Annotated in this window: 18 protein-coding genes; 10 read left to right on the forward strand and 8 right to left on the reverse strand. The window is 61.4% G+C overall.

What is annotated here, in order from left to right:
- Positions 1-3: 3 nt before the first annotated feature.
- The 5 genes from AC1DCM_RS18620 to AC1DCM_RS18640 all read left to right on the forward strand — a co-directional run bounded on the left by AC1DCM_RS18620 (position 4) and on the right by AC1DCM_RS18640 (position 3,935).
- A complete protein-coding gene (locus AC1DCM_RS18620; protein WP_477519277.1) occupies positions 4-663 on the forward strand; it encodes a SipW-dependent-type signal peptide-containing protein in 660 nt (219 codons plus the stop codon).
- Positions 660-1,235, forward strand: a complete 576-nt coding sequence (locus AC1DCM_RS18625; RefSeq protein WP_477519278.1) for a signal peptidase I — start codon at positions 660-662, stop codon at positions 1,233-1,235. Before AC1DCM_RS18620 ends, AC1DCM_RS18625 begins: the two co-directional genes overlap by 4 nt.
- Complete coding sequence (locus AC1DCM_RS18630) at positions 1,222-1,908, forward strand: hypothetical protein (RefSeq protein WP_477519279.1); 687 nt, start codon at positions 1,222-1,224, stop codon at positions 1,906-1,908. Before AC1DCM_RS18625 ends, AC1DCM_RS18630 begins: the two co-directional genes overlap by 14 nt.
- Positions 1,905-2,420: a hypothetical protein gene (locus AC1DCM_RS18635; protein ID WP_477519280.1), complete on the forward strand. Its 516-nt coding sequence runs from the start codon at positions 1,905-1,907 to the stop codon at positions 2,418-2,420. Before AC1DCM_RS18630 ends, AC1DCM_RS18635 begins: the two co-directional genes overlap by 4 nt.
- Before the next feature lie 225 nt (positions 2,421-2,645).
- Positions 2,646-3,935: an adenylosuccinate synthase gene (locus AC1DCM_RS18640; protein ID WP_442004159.1), complete on the forward strand. Its 1,290-nt coding sequence runs from the start codon at positions 2,646-2,648 to the stop codon at positions 3,933-3,935.
- A 90-nt stretch (positions 3,936-4,025) separates the two neighbouring features.
- On the opposite strand, the gene AC1DCM_RS18645 is transcribed toward AC1DCM_RS18640, so the two are convergent.
- Positions 4,026-5,276: an MFS transporter gene (locus tag AC1DCM_RS18645; protein ID WP_477519281.1), complete on the reverse strand. Its 1,251-nt coding sequence runs from the start codon at positions 5,274-5,276 to the stop codon at positions 4,026-4,028.
- A gap of 98 nt (positions 5,277-5,374) precedes the next feature.
- Here AC1DCM_RS18645 and AC1DCM_RS18650 point away from each other — a divergent pair, with 98 nt between their 5' ends.
- Positions 5,375-5,950 carry a TetR/AcrR family transcriptional regulator gene (locus AC1DCM_RS18650; protein ID WP_477519282.1) on the forward strand — a complete coding sequence of 192 codons (576 nt, stop codon included), beginning with the start codon at positions 5,375-5,377 and terminating at the stop codon, positions 5,948-5,950.
- A gap of 28 nt (positions 5,951-5,978) precedes the next feature.
- Complete coding sequence (locus tag AC1DCM_RS18655; RefSeq protein WP_477519283.1) at positions 5,979-6,908, forward strand: NADP-dependent oxidoreductase; 930 nt, start codon at positions 5,979-5,981, stop codon at positions 6,906-6,908.
- Between the two features lie 62 nt (positions 6,909-6,970).
- Here the strand turns inward: AC1DCM_RS18655 and AC1DCM_RS18660 are convergent, their stop codons facing one another.
- A complete protein-coding gene (locus AC1DCM_RS18660; RefSeq protein ID WP_477519284.1) occupies positions 6,971-7,846 on the reverse strand; it encodes a nucleotidyl transferase AbiEii/AbiGii toxin family protein in 876 nt (291 codons plus the stop codon).
- Positions 7,843-8,445, reverse strand: coding sequence for a type IV toxin-antitoxin system AbiEi family antitoxin domain-containing protein (locus AC1DCM_RS18665; RefSeq protein WP_442018183.1), 603 nt, complete (start codon positions 8,443-8,445; stop codon positions 7,843-7,845). The genes AC1DCM_RS18660 and AC1DCM_RS18665 overlap by 4 nt, the downstream gene beginning before the upstream one ends.
- 252 nt (positions 8,446-8,697) lie before the next feature.
- On the opposite strand from AC1DCM_RS18665, the gene AC1DCM_RS18670 reads away from it, so the two are divergent.
- Positions 8,698-9,072 carry a MarR family winged helix-turn-helix transcriptional regulator gene (locus AC1DCM_RS18670; protein ID WP_377654668.1) on the forward strand — a complete coding sequence of 125 codons (375 nt, stop codon included), beginning with the start codon at positions 8,698-8,700 and terminating at the stop codon, positions 9,070-9,072.
- Positions 9,069-10,331 carry an MFS transporter gene (locus AC1DCM_RS18675; RefSeq protein WP_477519285.1) on the forward strand — a complete coding sequence of 421 codons (1,263 nt, stop codon included), beginning with the start codon at positions 9,069-9,071 and terminating at the stop codon, positions 10,329-10,331. The genes AC1DCM_RS18670 and AC1DCM_RS18675 overlap by 4 nt, the downstream gene beginning before the upstream one ends.
- Before the next feature lie 2 nt (positions 10,332-10,333).
- Here AC1DCM_RS18675 and AC1DCM_RS18680 read toward each other — a convergent pair whose 3' ends face one another.
- The 5 genes from AC1DCM_RS18680 to AC1DCM_RS18700 form a co-directional block, all read right to left on the reverse strand.
- Positions 10,334-11,683 (reverse strand): MFS transporter, encoded by a 1,350-nt coding sequence (locus tag AC1DCM_RS18680; protein ID WP_477519286.1) that lies wholly within the window; start codon positions 11,681-11,683, stop codon positions 10,334-10,336.
- Between the two features lie 321 nt (positions 11,684-12,004).
- The gene (locus AC1DCM_RS18685) at positions 12,005-12,964 is read right to left on the reverse strand and encodes a carbohydrate kinase family protein (protein WP_477519287.1); all 960 of its coding nucleotides are present in this window, start codon (positions 12,962-12,964) and stop codon (positions 12,005-12,007) included.
- 113 nt (positions 12,965-13,077) lie between these two features.
- Positions 13,078-13,872: an ATP-binding cassette domain-containing protein gene (locus tag AC1DCM_RS18690; protein WP_442004168.1), complete on the reverse strand. Its 795-nt coding sequence runs from the start codon at positions 13,870-13,872 to the stop codon at positions 13,078-13,080.
- Positions 13,869-14,915: an ABC transporter permease gene (locus AC1DCM_RS18695; protein ID WP_477519288.1), complete on the reverse strand. Its 1,047-nt coding sequence runs from the start codon at positions 14,913-14,915 to the stop codon at positions 13,869-13,871. Before AC1DCM_RS18695 ends, AC1DCM_RS18690 begins: the two co-directional genes overlap by 4 nt.
- Positions 14,916-14,933: 18 nt before the next feature.
- Positions 14,934-16,046 carry a substrate-binding domain-containing protein gene (locus AC1DCM_RS18700; protein ID WP_442004170.1) on the reverse strand — a complete coding sequence of 371 codons (1,113 nt, stop codon included), beginning with the start codon at positions 16,044-16,046 and terminating at the stop codon, positions 14,934-14,936.
- A gap of 177 nt (positions 16,047-16,223) precedes the next feature.
- On the opposite strand from AC1DCM_RS18700, the gene AC1DCM_RS18705 reads away from it, so the two are divergent.
- Complete coding sequence (locus AC1DCM_RS18705) at positions 16,224-17,222, forward strand: LacI family DNA-binding transcriptional regulator (RefSeq protein WP_477519289.1); 999 nt, start codon at positions 16,224-16,226, stop codon at positions 17,220-17,222.
- The last annotated feature ends 26 nt before the right edge of the window (positions 17,223-17,248 follow it).

The following is a 17,248-nucleotide window of genomic DNA, read 5'->3' on the forward strand; positions in this document are numbered from 1 at the left end:
TCCATGGGTCATCGACGAGCAAAAACCAAGCGCGGTGTAGTTTTCCTTCGGATCCGTGCGCTCCTCGCAGGGGCATTGGCATTGGGGCTCGGCGGCTCCGTCACCCTCGCTTCCTGGACTGACAGCGACTTCGCCAGCGGTTCATTCGGAGCCAGCGTTTTCCAAACTGAATCCAATGTGACCAAGCCATATGACGCCTCGGGTACATGGAGCACCAACGACGTTTCACCCGGCGCCACGTTGGTGTTCGATGCTAGCGCGATGAGCCCGGGCACCGTTTTCTATGCGCCGTTTGCCATCAGGACCAAGGCAACATCCGTTGCCGGCGAGGTGGTGCTCGGGATTCCAGTGGTGACCAGCAGCGGAACCGGGGTCTCAGATCTTGGTGCTGCCCTGCGGTATCGGGTAGTCCGATCGGCTACATGCCAGATGTCGTCGTTCGCGGGGAGCCCGAATTTTGTTGTGGGAAGCGATGGTGTTAAGCCCTTGACCGTGGGCCAGGCCGTCGGCGTCGTAAATCCGCTGGCGGCGGCCACGGCGACCCTGCCGGGGGCACCAACGCAATTCTGCTTTGAAGTGTCGCTTCCGGCGGGGGCAAACAATGCGTTGCAGGGTCAGACGGCAACCGCGACCTGGCAGTTCACTGCCACCTCAAGCTCATGAGCACGCCCAGGATACGGAGTGGCCAGTTTCAGCGCCGCCTGCGGGAGACGCTGCTGAACATTGCTGCCGCGGGCGGCGCTGTCTGCCTCATCGCCGTCATTCTTGCGGTCGCATTCAACATCACCTTGATCCTGTTCAAAACCGGCTCCATGTCGCCCACCATCCCGGCAGGTTCGCTGGCCGTGGTTCGCGAGATTCCGGCGGCGGACATGAAGGTAGGCGATGTCGTCACCGTGGACCGACCAGGAAAGCTGCCCATCACGCACAGGATCCAGAGCATTGGACCCGCGGAGGGGACTGCCCGGACCATCACGATGAAAGGAGACGCCAACGCCGAGGCTGATCCGGCGCCCTACGTCGTGGAGCGGGTCCGGATCGTCCTCTGGTCCGTCCCCGGACTCGCGTATCCCTTGGCCGCTGCCGCAAACCCGGTGGTGTTGGGGGCAACTACTGTGTGCGTAGCGGCGTTGGTGAGCTGGGTGCTCTGGCCACGAAATGGATCCCGAAACGGAGCCGGAAACGGATCCGGGCGCCGCCAGCGTCGCAAAAGAGGGCAACATGCTGCTGCCTAGGTTGGGGGCCTTGGCCGGGCTGCTTGCTCTCTTTTTGGTGGCTGCCATTCCGGCGCACGCCGAAGAAGGACCTTCCGGTTGGTTGGAGCTCGACGCCGGCCCGGCCGGGGAAGTTCATCGTCTCACCCCTGGTGGGAGGGCGGATTGGGCGGTGGACGTGCAGGCACGGGGCGAGGGTGCCGGTTTGCTGGAAGTGTGGATCCAGCCGACCGAAACTGCAGGTCCGGATAGTGAATCCAGGGGCCTGCGGGACTTCCTCAGCGTGCAATTACGCTCCTGTGAACAGCCATGGAATGGCACCACGTGCGCGAGCGGTGAGCGGAGCTTGCTTGAGCCCACGGACCTAAACCTTGCCGAGGGCTTGAGGATTGACCTCATGAAAGACGGCAGCACCTGGTCCAACGGATCGTACGTCCTTGTGAGCGCGGCGCTCGCGGAGGACGTTCCCGCAGAGTTCCAAGGGAGCCGCACGCAAATTGTGCTCGGTGTCCATGGTTCGGGGGACGCGGCTGGAGGTCCCAGCCCCGGTGCCGTCACCGCACGTCCGGGCGGGCCGCCGTCGTCGATTGGCTTGGCGGATACCGGCGCCAGGCTTGGTGGCGTCGCGATGCTGGGCGTGCTGGCGGTCGCCGCAGGGTTCGCTCTTGCCCGTTGGCGGGGTGCGCAGGCATGAAGAAGCGGATCGGCTGGTTGGGCTGCGTAGCGATGGCATTCGCCCTGCTCATCTCCGCCTCAAGCCCGCCAGAGGTGACCGAGGCTTCCTGGCAGCGGAGCGAATTCGGCGCGGGTAGCTTCGGGACGATCACGATTCCGCCTGCAACCCTCAATGGCGCCTGCAAGTACACGTCTATCGGCGGCACAGGCGCTCACATCACGGTCTTTTGGAAGCCGCCGGCCAGCTACCCAGACCTGACTGACGCAGTGATTGATGTTCACCTGCTCACGGCAGGATCTGTGGTGACCACACTCCAGGGATATCCGGGAACTGCGAATACCACGGGGTCATCATCCGCCGGCTACACCACGGACATTCCGGCCACCCTTCTGGGCGGAATTCTTGGATTCAACACACAGTTTCAAGTGGATATCTACATCACCTCGGCCGGCTGGACGTCCACGCCCGTGTCGGCCAGGGCCAACGCGGGCTTGATCGCGGGCGTCGGAGGATCCTGCACCAATCTCTGAGTCGTCATCCCGCATGCTCCAAAAGTTGGGCAAAACGTCCTTGGAAGGCTCCTTGACACCAGAGTTTCAGGCCCCATCGGCTAAACTTGGCTGGTAAGAGCCCCGAACTCTTGCGTACGCTGCCGTCCGCGGCAGGCTGCACCGGTAAGTCGGGGCATTCTCATGTACGGCGTCGAGTCCTGGCCATCCGGCTTGGTCTCGCCCGAAAGAATGGGGGAGGATCCCATGCCCGCTATCGTGATCGTCGGAGCCCAGTGGGGCGACGAAGGCAAAGGCAAAGCTACCGATCTGCTCGGTGGCCGTGTTGACTACGTGGTTAAGCCCAATGGCGGCAACAACGCCGGGCACACCGTGGTGGTTGGCGGTGAGAAGTATGAGCTGAAGCTCCTTCCCGCGGGCATTCTGAGCCCCAACGCAATTCCCATTATTGGCAACGGCTGCGTTGTGAACCTCGAGGCACTCTTCCAGGAAATCGACGGCCTTGAGGCCCGTGGCGCGGACACCTCCCGCCTGCGCGTATCGGCCAATGCGCACCTCGTCGCCCCGTACCACCAGGTYCTGGATAAGGTCACGGAGCGCTTCCTCGGCAGCCGCGCCATCGGCACCACCGGCCGCGGCATTGGCCCGGCGTACATGGACAAGGTGGCCCGCCTGGGCATCCGCGTCCAGGACGTCTTCGATGAATCGATCCTCCGCCAGAAGGTGGAGGGTTCGCTGCGCCAGAAGAATGAACTCCTGGTCAAGGTCTACAACCGCCGCGACATCGTGGTGGACGAGATCGTGGACTACTTCCTCTCCTTCGCTGAGCGACTGCGGCCGCTGGTCATCGACAGCACGCTGGAGCTGAACAACGCGTTGGACGAGGGCAAGGTTGTGCTCATGGAGGGCGGCCAGGCAACGTTCCTGGACGTTGACCACGGCACGTACCCGTTCGTCACCTCATCCAACCCGACGGCGGGCGGCGCGTCCGTCGGCTCGGGTATTGGTCCCACGCGTATTTCCCGTTCCATCGGCATCATCAAGGCTTACACCACACGTGTTGGCGCTGGTCCGTTCCCCACTGAACTGTTCGACGAAATGGGTATGTACCTGCAGAAGACCGGTGGCGAGTTCGGTGTAAACACCGGCCGTCCCCGCCGTTGCGGTTGGTACGACGCCGTGCTGGCGCGCCATGCTTCCCGCGTCAACGGTTTCACGGACTACTTCGTGACCAAGCTGGACGTCCTCACGGGCATCGAGCAGATCCCGGTCTGCGTAGCCTATGACGTCGACGGCGTCCGTCACGACGAAATGCCCATGACGCAGACCGAGTTCCACCACGCAGTGCCGATCTTCGAGTACTTTGACGGCTGGACCGAGGACATCACCGCGGCCCGCACCCTGGAGGACCTCCCGGAGAACGCCCGCAACTATGTGCTGGCCCTGGAAAAACTCTCCGGCACGCGCTTCTCGGCCATCGGCGTCGGCCCTGACCGGGACCAGACGATCGTGGTTCACGATCTGATCAACGACTAAGTTTTACTGCAATTTACGACGACGGCGGGTCGCCCTCGGTTCCATGTTGAACCGGCGGGTGGCCCGCCGTTTGTGGTTACGCCGTTTTGGTCACGGGTTGACAGCGACCGCCTTTTCCGTAGCATCCGCCCTCAACCTCGCGGCCTGGACGGTGATGCCAACTGCGGCAGAAACCATGATTGCCACTCCATAGGCCTGCAGAGTGGGCACGAGCCCCCAAATGGGCGCGACTAGGCCGGCGATGATGACCGGCACGCTGAACGCCAGATACGTCGCCGTATAGATGGCGGAGAAGACACCCGCGCGTTGATGGGGCTGAACATGGGGAGCGATCAGTCGAAGCTGCCCTCCAAAAGAGCCGCCGAATCCGATACCTCCAAGCACTGCGCCGATCCAGACGACGGCAAGCCATTTTTCATTGACCCCCAGGAGGACCGCCACTATCCCCACCAGGATGAGCGACACGCCAATGAGCGAGCCACGTCTGGCAGGGTGCCGGGCGAACACAAATCCTGCAGCCGCCGCGGTGAATGGACCTAGGAACGTGGTGAAACCTGCCACCAGGCCACCGTCCAAGGCAAAGTGCAGCCGGAGAATGGTGGGGAAGAGCCCAAGGAATAAGGCCGTGAACATCCATCCCCCAATGTGAACCGGGATACCTGCAGCAAATTCCCGGCGGATGCCAGCTGGGAGACTGAGTCGGGGTGTGAGGGATCGGGCTGCCCCGGGGCGTTTTGGAGTTGTTTCGGCTGTGAAGCTGACAAAAACGATGGCCAGGAGCATGACGCCCGTGAGAATGGCGAAAATGAGCATGTTGGCGTCAGCTGTGAACTGAACCGCAGCGCCAGTCACGAGGGCTCCGATGCCCAGACCACCAGCAACCGACGCGCCGGCAATGCCGCCAGCGAGTTTTTTAAGGTGTGACGGTGCTTGCTCGGCGATAGCTGCATTGAAAGCGCTGGTCGCAATGCCAGTGGCGATTCCTTGCAGGGCCCGCGCGATGATCACCCAGGTAATGGTGGATGCAACCATGAACGTGACCATGGAAATCAGCTCGGTGTAGAGAGCAAGCAGCATGACGGGGCGCCTGCCCAGGTGATCCGAAAGTGAGCCTCCCACCAGCAGGGCTGCCAACAGGCCTATTGCGTAGATGGCGAAGGCGAAGCTAAGGGTGGCGGCCGAAAAGCCCCACTCCTGCTGTCGGAGGGAGAGCAAAGGCGTGGGTGCCCCTGCCGCGAAAAAGAATGCGGCGAAGACCAACGCCAGCCCGGGAAAAGCCGCCTTGGCCGGGAAAGTTCGGGGCGGGCGCGAAGCGCGGGATGGTGACAATGTACGGGACAAGTGAAGACTCCTTAGACAGAACGGTCTAATCCCAGTTAGACAGCTCTGTCCAATAAAGTCAAGAAATTTTAGACAGATCTGTCTGATATGCTTGTTGCATGGCCTCCACCAAACTTCCGGCTCGTCAGCGTCTCCTGGATGCTGCAGACAAGTTGTTTTATGCCGAGGGTGTCCACACTGTTGGCATTGACCGCCTTATCGAAGAGGCAGGCGTAGCCAAGGGCTCGCTCTTTTACAACTTTTCCGGCAAGGACGATCTCGTTGCCGCCTACCTGGAGGGCCGCGACCGTCAACGGCGCGATCGCATAGCCAGGTTCCAGCAGGGCCTGGACGATCCTATCGACAAGGTCTTGGCCATCTTTGATGCCCTGCAGGAAACGGTATCCTCTCCCGGATGGAGGGGATGCCCCTTCGCCAATGCCAACGCAGAGGCACTTCCCGGAAGTGTGGAGGCCGAGGCGCTCCGGGCCTTCCGGGATTGGCTTTCCAACGCGTTCCTTTCCCTCTGTGAAGAAGCAGGCTTTCTCGAACCGGCAGGCGTGGCCGCCCGGCTCCGGCTGCTCTACGACGGAGCTGTATCGAATTCAAATCTCGATGCGCAACCAGAAGCTGTGGGCTGGGCTAAAGAGCTTGCCGCGAAAGTTCTGCACGACTCACCTCGCGCGTCGGAATAGCCTCGCGGGGAGGGCAGTTGTCGCAAGCATGAAGGCAATTACCTATAGCGAGTATGGAAACCCGGACGTCCTTGAGCTGACCGAGCAGCCAATGCCTAAAGTTGGCCCGGGCATGGTCCTGGTGAAGGTAAAGGCGGCGTCGGTAAATCCTGTCGACTGGAAGATTATGGCCGGTTACCTGGACTCCTTCATGGATCTGCAGTTCCCGGCCATTCCGGGGTGGGATGTGGCGGGAGTGGTGGACTCTGTGGGAATCGACGCCCCGCATTTCAAGCCCGGCGACGAAGTTATCTCCTATGGCCGCAAGGACTACGTTCACGGCGGAAGTTTTGCTGAATACATTGCCCTCCCGGAGCGGCTTCTTGCCAGGAAGCCGGGTTCCCTGGATTGGAACCAGTCGGCCGGGCTTCCTTTGGCCGGGCTCACGGCTTTCCAGGTGCTCAATCGTCTCGGGCTCAAGGCAGGCGAGACGGTCTTGATCCATGGCGGTTCTGGCGGTGTCGGATCCCTCGGAGTTCAGATCGCAGTGGCGCTCGGTGCCCGCGTCATCGCGACCGCGTCGGAAAGGAACCACGAATTCCTCAAGTCCCTCGGAGCCGAAGCTGTGGCATATGGTGAGGGGCTCTCCGACCGTGTGCGTGCGTTGAGTCCTGCTGGAGTGGATGTCGTGGCCGATTTTGCGGGTGGAAACCTCGAGGCGACCCTGAAGGTCCTGTCCGAGGGAGGTCGGCATGCATCCATTGCGGACAGTGAGGTGGAGGCGCACGGTGGAACCTGGATGTGGGTGAATCCTGTTGGTGCCGAACTGCAGCAGCTCGCTGACCTGGTGGACGAGCACAAGATCCGGGTTGAGGTAGCGGAGGCACTTCCCTTGGCCAAAGCAGCGGATGCGTTCCGGCTCAATATGGAGGGGCATACTCGCGGAAAGATTGTGCTCACCGTGGGCGGCGGGGCTTGATCAGTCTGGCTGCACGCACGACGGCGGCGCGCCACTTCGGTGGATTGACGGGCGACAGACCCCTAGGACCATGATCGCGTGCCAGGGTTCCAGCTGTGGTGATCGGCCGCCGTGCCGTTGAGGACTGGCTCGATAAACGTCAGCACAAGTTCGACATGGGCCTCCAGGTCGCGCTGGCACATCTCCTCAAGCTTCAGTTTCCGGCGCCACGCCGCCCATTTTGCCTGCCTGCCATCCTGGCCGTAGCCACCGAGCAGGCCGCGGAGTGGGGCGAGATCGACGCCTCGATGTTGAGCAACTTGAATTGCCGCTTGCCTTACCTCCCGGGCCTTGAACTCGAATCGCTCAGAGAGGAGTGCGACATCGAGTAGATCGCGCCAGCGGGTGCTGGCCGTTCCGCGCTGGAGCATCGTCACTGTTTTCTCAGCAATTACGGTGAGGAGAGGATGGCCCTGCATCTTCACGAACCCGGAAAGCAGTGACGGAATTTTGATGAGCTCCGGCGCGGGCCAGATGGGGTCGCCTGTGCTGATGTCGAGTTTGATGACGATATTTGCGCGATACAACGTCGCAGGTAGGGCCACCCGTAGACCGCTGTATTCATCCTCGTCCCGAATCTGCTCGGTCGTCAGATCGTCGGTGTTGAAAACCAGGCCGTCGTCGACGACGACGTCGGAAACCGTTTTGACCACTTCGGTGATACGAGTTACGTCGAGCTGGAAGTCGAGGGCCTGCATATCGATGTCGCGCGTGGGTCGGCGAAGAGCATGAGCTGAGAGCAGGACCCCGCCCTTGAGGCAGAAATCACCAGCATGACGGGTGTCGCTGAGCCGCGCAAGAAATCGCTCCAGTGCGTATAAGACGAAAATCTCCTCCGATGGCCGACCCCTTTTGCGCGCAACGGCTTGCAGTTGCCGGTAGATCTCGCTGGAGCTCATAGAAGGACCTCCATGGCCACGCGAAGGGGTCCTTTGGATCGAGGAATAGCCGTGGAAAGCTCCATGAGTCGTGCCGGTTGTGATCCAGGGCGCTTGAGCCAATTTCTCAAGGCTTCGATGCCCGTTTCATATCCGGCGCTGGCTCGAAGGCGGAAGGCGTCAACTATGGATCGTTCGGCCGAATAGATGCCTATGTGGGCATCTTCCACGCCTTCAATCGGGACCAGGGTGCGGTCGAGATCGAACGTTGCTTTGTCGAACTGATGCCAAGTGATTGGTCCCGCGATTTTCGGAGGCGTCTTACCGCGCGGTAGGGCCAAGTCAATTGTGGAAGGGATCTCGTCGATGAGGCCGTGCCTCGCAAGTGCGCTGCTGAGGCAGATGGTAGCTAACGGCGCCTTATATGCAGCCTCAAGCAGATCCAAGTCGGCATCGAGACTCCGGCTCAAAAAGTACAGCCCTGGTCCTAGTTGATCGATAACGCCCGAGTCGCGGAGCCGATACAAGCTCGCCTTTGGTACCCCCAATCTAGAGGCCTCATTGACGGTGAAGGGAGAGCCCTTGGGGAGCTTGTCGATGAGCGGACTGCGATAGACCATGGATAAATTGTACGACAGATAAGTTTATGTGTCGTAGAAAAGATCCATTGCAGCTTAAGCGAGCGTTCCTGCTGTGCTGCACCATTCCGTGGACAGCCTGCCGGACGAGGAGCATAATAGTTAGCGGAGCTAATTAGCACTGCTAACTATTATGCCAACCTCAGGAGGCGCCTCCCAGTGACCGCAGCTATTAACGACGGACCGGCGGAGATTCAAGCTGACGTTCTTGCCATTGATCTTCGAACCGCGGTGATGCGGACATCCCGCAGGCTGCGCATCGAAGCCACTGGCGAGGTTATTACTCCCGGGCAGTACACGGTGCTCGCCCACCTTAATTCCGGTTCGCAGACGCTGCGGGAATTGGCCGAGCTGGAGCACGTCCAGGCACCGTCGATGACCCGGATCGTAAACGCCTTGTCCGGGCAAGGCTTCGTGTCACGGCAGGCCCACCCCGAAGACGGCAGGCAGGTCCACATCAGCATCACTGCCGCTGGCCAGGAAGTTCTGGCCGAGGCCCGCAGCCAACGGACTGCCTGGCTGGCCCAGCGGGTAGCAGGACTCAGCGAGGAGGATCGGCTGACACTCAGCCGGGCCGCACACATCATGCAGGAGATGAGCGCCAAGTGAGTGCCATGTTCCGTGCCCTCGAGAGTCCCAATTACCGGCTCTGGGCTGGTGGTGCACTGGTGTCCAACGTCGGCACTTGGATGCAGAGGGTGGCCCAGGACTGGCTGGTCCTGACGGTCCTCACAAATCACTCCGGAACGGCAGTGGGCATTACCACGGCGTTGCAATTCCTGCCCATGCTCCTGCTTGGGCCGTATGCGGGGGTTCTGGCTGATCGCTACCGAAAGCGCGTGATCCTCCTCTGGACCCAAACGGCCATGGGAATCTGCGGGTTGATCGTCGGCCTGCTGGTGGTAACGGGTGTGGCCCAGTTGTGGCACGTCTATCTCGCCGCCCTCGCCTTGGGGTTGGCTGCGGCCATTGACGGTCCGGCCCGTCAAGCGTTCGTGTCAGAACTTGTTGGTCCGGACAAGCTTTCCAATGCAGTGGCACTGAACTCGGCGTCCTTCAACAGCGCCAGGCTGACCGGGCCTGCCATCGCCGGCGTGCTCATTGCATGGATCGGCACAGGCCCAGTCTTCCTTCTCAACGCAGCGAGCTTTGCGGCCGTCATTATTTCCCTGTGCCGGGTTAAAGCCTCGGAGCTGGAGCCAGCAACGCCAGTGGCCCGCGGCAAGCACCAATTAGCCGAAGGCCTCCGGTACGTGCGTCAGCGCCCGGACCTGGTCCTCATTTTGCTGATGGTGGGCCTCCTGGGCGCCTTTGGCATGAACTTCCAGGTAACGAATTCGTTGATGTCCACGGCGGAGTTTGGCATGGGGCCGGAGGCGTTTGGCCTCCTGGGATCCATCATGGCCGTGGGAACGCTCGCGGGTGCGTTGCTTGCCGCCCGCAGGTCCGGCCCGAGGCTCCGTTTCATGCTGGGCGGCGCGCTGAGCCTCGGCGCCTTTACCGTCCTGGCGAGCATCTCGCCGTCGTTCTGGATTTATGCGGCAGTCCTTGTTCCAGTAGGGCTGGCGTCCATCACGTTCCTGAACAGCTGCAACACCACCATCCAGTTGTCCGTTGAGCCCCAATTCCGTGGACGCGTCCTCGCCCTGTACCTGGCTATCCTGCAGGGCGGCACGGCAGTTGGAGCACCCCTCATGGGTTGGATCGGCACGGAATTCGGGGCCCGCTGGGCTGTCGCATCAGGCGGGGTGGTGGTCTTGGTGACCGCCGTCGCTTGCGTGATCCTGGTCAGCCGCCGAAGCCAGAAGACGCTCCGTGAACATGTGCGCAGTGCATGGCTGCGGAGACGGGCAACCCAAGTGTCTTGAGGCTAGCGGACCTCAAGCTCCTCCAGCGTCTTTCCCTTGGTATCCGAAGACAAAAGGGTGGCCAGCGCCGAGACAAGGCAGATGCCCAGAGTGGTCAGGCCGATGACCATGGGGATGTTCGCAGATCCTGGGGGAGCGACGGCCGTGAACAAGCTCGGGAAGAACGAGGCGATCATGAGGCCGATGTTTTGTGAAACTGCGAAGCCCGTCACCCGCATCCGCATAGGGAACTGCTCCTGGAAGAACGTGGCGAAAGTGGCGTTCCACATCTGGAACAGGATGCCCTGGACGATGACAACGCAGACGAAGATCAGCGGCAGGCTGCCCTGTTCGATCGCCCACAGGTACACCATGGTCAGCAAGCCGCCAGCTATGCCGCCTGCAACCATGAGTGTCCGCCGGCCAATCCGGTCTGACAATGCCCCGAACAACGGGATAGTTACCACTGCGGCTACGTTTGCTGCCATGGTCACCCAGAGGAATTCACTGCTTGAGAAGCCGTTGCCGTAGCTCTTCTGGGTAGCGAAGGACACGCCGAAGATCAGGGTGGCCATGCCGATGACGTTCGTGAACGTCATCGCAACGCATCGGACCAGGACCCACGGGTGGGTGCGCAGGAGGTCTGCAAGGGGGAAGCGGCGTTTGGTGCTTGGCTCTTCCGACTGCGCCAGGTAGGCGGGGGGCTCCTGCACGCGGCGGCGAATGATGTAGCCGGCCAAAATCACGACGGCGCTGAGGAGGAACGGCACCCGCCAGCCCCAGGAATGGAACTGATCATCAGGCAGGAGGGCGGCGAGCGGAATGAGGACAGCAGTGGCGAGGATCGAACCCACCTGCGTGCCTTGAAGGCTGAAGCTAGCGAAGAAGCCGCGCCTTGCATCGGGGGAGTGCTCTACGATCATCGCGCTGGCACCACCGAGTTCGCCAGCGACCGCGAAGCCCTGGATCAAACGGAGAATCACCAGAAGGACGGGCGCAAGAAGCCCCACCTGCCCGTAGGTTGGCAGGAGTCCTACTGCGAAAGTAGCGAACCCCATGAGCAGCATTGCGAAAACGAGGACCTTCTTGCGTCCATGCCTGTCACCGTAAGCACCCAGGACCACTGCGCCGAGCGGGCGGGAAACGTATCCCACGGCATAGGTGGCCAGGGAAGCGATGATGCCTACGGTGGGGTTCTCCGTGGGGAAGAAGATAGTGGGGAAAAGCAACGTCGCGGCCAGTGAATAGAGCGCGAAGTCGTAGTACTCCAGCGCGCTTCCGATCCAGCCGCTCATTGCGGCTTTCTTCGGGTCCTTCCGGCCGATGGTGTCGTCCTGGGTTGAAGGGGTATCTCTCCGGTGCGTGACGGTCATTCGCCGAACTCCTTTGTCGCCGTTGGCAAGGAACAAAAACTCTTCCCATCCAGGACTGAACAATGCGGTACTCATTCAGCATGAGGAAGGTTACCTGTGGTGATCCCACTCTTGAATCGATTCATTAATCATACGATGTGACCTGCGATACGTCAAAGGATCGTTGTCGGAAGAGTTGTTCAGGGAGACGCAACGGAAAAACGCACGACGGCGGCAGATCGCCCCGGTACCCAAAGAACCGTTGGTTCGTCGGAACCGAAAGGCGAGCTGCCGCCGTCGTGATTTGATCAGGAAGTCAGGCCATTAGGAGAAAGGCCCTGGTTAAGGCGCAACAGCAAGATTCGCGCTGAGGGACATGCCCAGCCGTGCCTGCAGTTCTGAAACGGTGGGCGGGTTGGCGCCGGAGCGGCTGACCGTGATGGCCGCGGCCATGGAGGCAGTTTTTCCGATGGTTTCGAGTGCTCCCGGCGCAAATCCTTCTTCGCCCTCTGCCAAAAGGCCGAAGATGAGGGCTGACATATAGGAATCGCCGGCGCCGATGGTGTCGGCAACCTCGGTTTTCACGGAGGGGATGCTGAACTTCGCACTTTGCGTGGCGAGGAGGGTGCCGTCAGCGCCCATGGTGATGACGGCCAGGCGTGCCCCCAGCGCGAGCAGGCGGGACGTGACCTCGTCCGGAGACGCCGTCGGGTAGAGCCAGTGGGCATCTTCGTCGCTGAGTTTAACGACGTCCGTGAGCGGGAGAAGGTCCTCGAAGAGACTCTTTGCTTCAGCATGGCTGCCAAGCAGGGCCGGGCGGATATTGGGGTCATAAGTGACCAGGCACGACTTGTGGCCTTGCTCAAGAAGGGAACGAACAGTGGAGGCTCCCGGGGCCAGGAATGTGGCGATGGATCCGGTGTGCAGGACTTTCGGGATCATGGCAGGCGCTACCGGAGGCAGTTCCCAGGCGATGTCGAACTCGTAGCTGGCCGAGCCGTCTGCCGCCAAGGTGGCAGTAGCGGTGGCCGTGCGTTCAAGGGATGTTGAACCCGGAAGAAGCCGGACACCTGCGCTCTGGAGGTGGTTGGCGATAGCGGTACCGTGTTCGTCGTCGCCGATTGCTGTGAGCAGCCCCGTGGATACGCCGAGCCGGCCCAGGCCATAGGCCACGTTCGCCGGGGATCCTCCTGGATAGCTGATGGTTCCTTCGGGCGTGTGAACTATGTCGATAAGGGCTTCGCCGATAACAACAACATCCAGCTGGTCATGGGCGGAGGTGCCGGGGGGAGGCTTTTGCATCTCGGTTCTTTCGTCGGTACCGGCTGGACGGCCGGGTGTGGATCCGTCCGCGGACCTGTGGGCAGGTCCGCGGACGGAGAAGGGGGTTCCGTTGGCACGGAAGGTGCGGCCTGTCAGGCTTTGGCAGCACCTGTCATGATGGCGACGGCGTCGGTCATGGTGTGGGATTGCGGGGTGATGGTGGCCGCGCATTTGCCCAGGCGCTGGATGTGAATCCGGTCGGCCACGTCAAACACGTGGGGCATGTTGTGGCTGATCAGGATGACAGGCAGGCCGCGGTCGCGAAGGTCGCGGACCAACTGCAGTACCTGGTTGGATTCACGAACGCCCAGTGCCGCCGTCGGTTCGTCAAGAACAACCACCTTGGATCCGAAGGCCGCCGCACGGGCGACGGCGACTGCCTGGCGCTGGCCGCCGGAAAGGTTTTCCACGGGCACAGTGACGTCCTGCAGGGTGGAAATGCCCAACCGGGTCAGCTCTTCCTTGGCCTTTTTGCGCATGCCCTTGGTATCGAGCATCCGGAAGATGCTCCCCAGGGGGCCGGGAAGACGCTCTTCACGGCCGAGGAACAGATTCGAAGCGACATCGAGGGCCGGCGAGACCGCCAGGTTTTGGTAGACCGTTTCGATGCCGTGGACGCGGGCGTCCTGTGGCCGCTTGAAGTGGACCTGCTGTCCGGACACGAAGATTTCTCCTGTGTCCGGAACTTCGGCGCCGGTGAGGCACTTGATGAGCGTGGACTTACCGGCACCGTTATCGCCGATGATGGCCAGGACTTCGCCGGGATAGAGATCCAGGTTGACGCCGTCGAGGCCAACCACGCGGCCGAAGGTCTTCACGAGGTTCCTGGCTTTGAGGATGGGCTCGCGGGTTTCGGTGTGTGAGGCTGTAAATTCAGTCATGGTCATGACTTGACCTTTCGGATCCACTGATCGACGGACACGGCGATGATGATCAGGATGCCCACCGCGAGGGTCTGGTAGAGCACGTCCAGGCCAGCGAGGGAGAGGCCGTTGCGGAAGACACCGACGATCAGCGCTCCGAGCAAGGAACCCCAGATGGAGCCGCGGCCACCGAACAGGCTGGTTCCGCCAATCACGACGGCGGTGATGGAGTCCAGGTTCAGATCGACGCCGGCGTTGGGGCTTGCGGCGTTGGTACGGCCGATCTGGATCCAGGCGCCGACGGCAAGGACGGCTCCTGCGGCCAGGTAGACACTCATCAGGACGCGGTTGACGGGAATGCCCGCCAGGCGGGCCGCTTCCTTGTCATCGCCCACGGCGTAGAGGTGCCGTCCCCAAGCGGTTTTGCCCAGGATGAAGGCGACGACGATGTAGAGCAGGAGCATCATGACGACACCGGTGGAGATCCGGACGGGCCCGATCGGGAAGGTGCTTCCCAGCCAGGTGAGCACGCCAGGCATGGCGGATCCGCGGACGGTGCTGCCACCGGAGTAGAGCAGGGTCAGGGCGATGAAGATGTTCAGGGTTCCCAGCGTGACGATGAACGGCGGGAGCCGGAAACGTGTCACGAGGAAACCGTTCAGTGCACCTGACGCAAGTCCCACGATCAAACCTGCGATGAGTGCCAATGGACCTGGGACGCCACTGCCGACAGCCATCTGCGCGATCACCATCGAGGACAGGATCATGACTGCGCCGACGGAAAGGTCGATTCCGGCGGTCAGGATGATGAGCGTCTGCGCGATGGCCAGGGTTCCGACGACGGCGACCTGCTGGGTAATCAGGGAAAGGTTCTCTACCCGAAGGAAGCGGTCGTTGAGGAGTCCGAAGACCACCACGGCGATCAGCAGGACAATGGCCGGGCTGAGGGCGGGGTAGCGGTGGAGGATGTTGCGGATTCTGCTGAGGGGTGTTTGGCGGTCGAGGAATTCCTCGGCCAGGTCAGCGTGCCCGGCGCTCGGGGGGCCGGCGGTCTGTTGCTGGGTCACTTTAGGTTGCTCCTGAACTTACTTGCCCCAGCAGATCTGGGAAGCGTCGGTGGTGGTGATGCTCTTCACGCCGTCTACGGGCTTGTCCGTGACGAGCTCCACTCCGGTGTTGAAGAAGTCCAGGCCCTCGGAGTTGGCAGGCTTCTTGCCGGTCTTTGCGAGGTCAACAATGGCCTTGACACCAAGCTCGGCCATCTTGACCGGGTACTGCTGTGCCGTGGCACCGATCACACCGGACTTGACGTTGTTTACGCCTGAGCAGCCACCGTCAACGGAGACGATCAGGGCGTCTTTTTCCTTGCCCGCGGATTTCAGTGCTTCGAACGCGCCGGCAGCAGCAGGCTCGTTGATCGTGTAAACGACGTTGATGTTCGGGTTCTTGGCCAGCAGGGTCTCCATGGCGGTACGTCCGCCATCTTCAGCGCCCTGGGAAGCCTGGCTGCCGACGATTTCGTACTCGCCACCCTTGCCGCCGGTGTACTTGCCCGTCTTGGCTTCGTCGCCGTTCTTCTTCTTATCGGCGGTGTCGATGCCCAGGCCGGTCAGGAAGCCTTGGTCACGGTTATAGTCAACGGACACCACCTTGTCATCGAAGAGGTCCACAAGTGCGATCACAGCTTTCTTGCCCGCCAACTGCTGGGCAGTCCACTTGCCGATCAGCTCGCCGGCGGCAAAGTTGTCCGTGGCAAACGTGATGTCAGCGGCATCGGCCGGGTCCGGCGGGGTGTCAAGGGCAATAACGAACAGGCCAGCGTCCTTGGCCTTCTTCAGGGCATCCACTACGGACGGGCCGTTGGGGGTGATGAGAATTCCCTTGTCGCCCTTGGAGATCGCGTTTTCAATGGCCTGGATCTGGGTGTCCTCGTCGCCGTCGGCCTTGCCTGCGGCAAGCTTGAGATCAACGCCGTCCGCCGCGGCAGCCTTCTTGGCGCCATCCTGCATCGACACAAAGAACGGGTTGGAGGTGGTCTTTACGATCAACGAAACGCCGATCTTTTCGTCACTGCTCGCGCTGGACGACGGCGAGGAGCCGCCGCCGCAGGCAGTCAGGCTTAGTGCGCCCAGCGTCAGGACTGCGCCGGCGGCAAGAAGACGGGTCTTTGCCGACCTCGAGGCTTTGGAACTCAACATTGAAACTCCTGTTTTTTGTGGCTGCTCATGGCGAGTGATTCCCCCATGACAACGTTGTCAGGTAACATGTAACCAAGCTCACACAGTGCAGTCAAGTGTTAATTGAAGTTGAGGAGCATTTCGTTGACAACGATGTCTAATCGTTACCAAGCCGACCCTGCGCGCAAGCCCCCCACGATGAAAAACGTCGCTGATCTTGCCGGGGTTGGCATCAAGACGGTCTCAAGGGTGGTGAACGACGAACCAGGCGTTTCGGAGGAAACCCGTCAGCGGGTCCTGCGGGCAACGGAGCAACTTCAGTACCACCTGGACATCACAGCCGGCAGTCTGAAGCGGTCCGGCCGCAAGACCCAATCCATCGGACTGTTGCTTCCGAGCGTGTCCAACCCCTTCAGCGGTGAGATTCACCGCGCGATGGAGGATGCCCTCGGTGAGCGGGGAATTGCTGTCTTCGCCTCGAGCCTGGATGACGACCCGGACCGGGAAAGGAAGTTGATTTCGGCTTTCCTGGGGCGTCGCGTGGATGGTCTTGTGCTGACCACGATCGCGAAGAGCCAGGCCTACATGATCCCCGAACACTCCCGTGATCTGCCGTTGGTGTTCATCGACCGCGAGCCCGTGGGTATCGAGGCGGATGCGGTAGTTACGGACAATGAGGTGGGCGCCGCGGCGGCAGCCGCGCATCTCATCAAGCATGGCCACACCAAATTGGCTTACCTCGGGGACCGGACCGATATCCAGACCGCCGTGAAACGCCGCGCAGGTTTCCTGGACGAGGTCGGCAGGTCCGGGATCGCGACCTCCACCGTTGCGGTCCGGGAGAATCTTCACGACGAGGAAACGGCCCTCAAGGCTGCGCACGAATTGCTCACATCGGAGAACCCGCCAACCGCGATATTCTCCAGTCAGAACCTGGTAACTTTCGGTGCCATGCGGGCGCTGAAATCCGTCGGTGAGCAGCACAAAGTTGCTTTGGTCGGATTTGACGACTTCACCCTGGCCGACATGATGGAGCCGGGAGTAACCGTGGTTGCCCAGCACCCTGAACGCATCGGAAAGCTCGCTGCAGAACGGATCCTTGCAAGGATCGACGGCGACAATCGCTCACCACAGACGTATATCGTCCCGACGGAACTCATCCCCAGGGGCTCCGGCGAGATACTGCCCCAGAACTAACCAGAAGCAATCCCGATTCAATCGAT

It is taken from the genome of Paenarthrobacter sp. 10N417, from assembly GCF_056394745.1.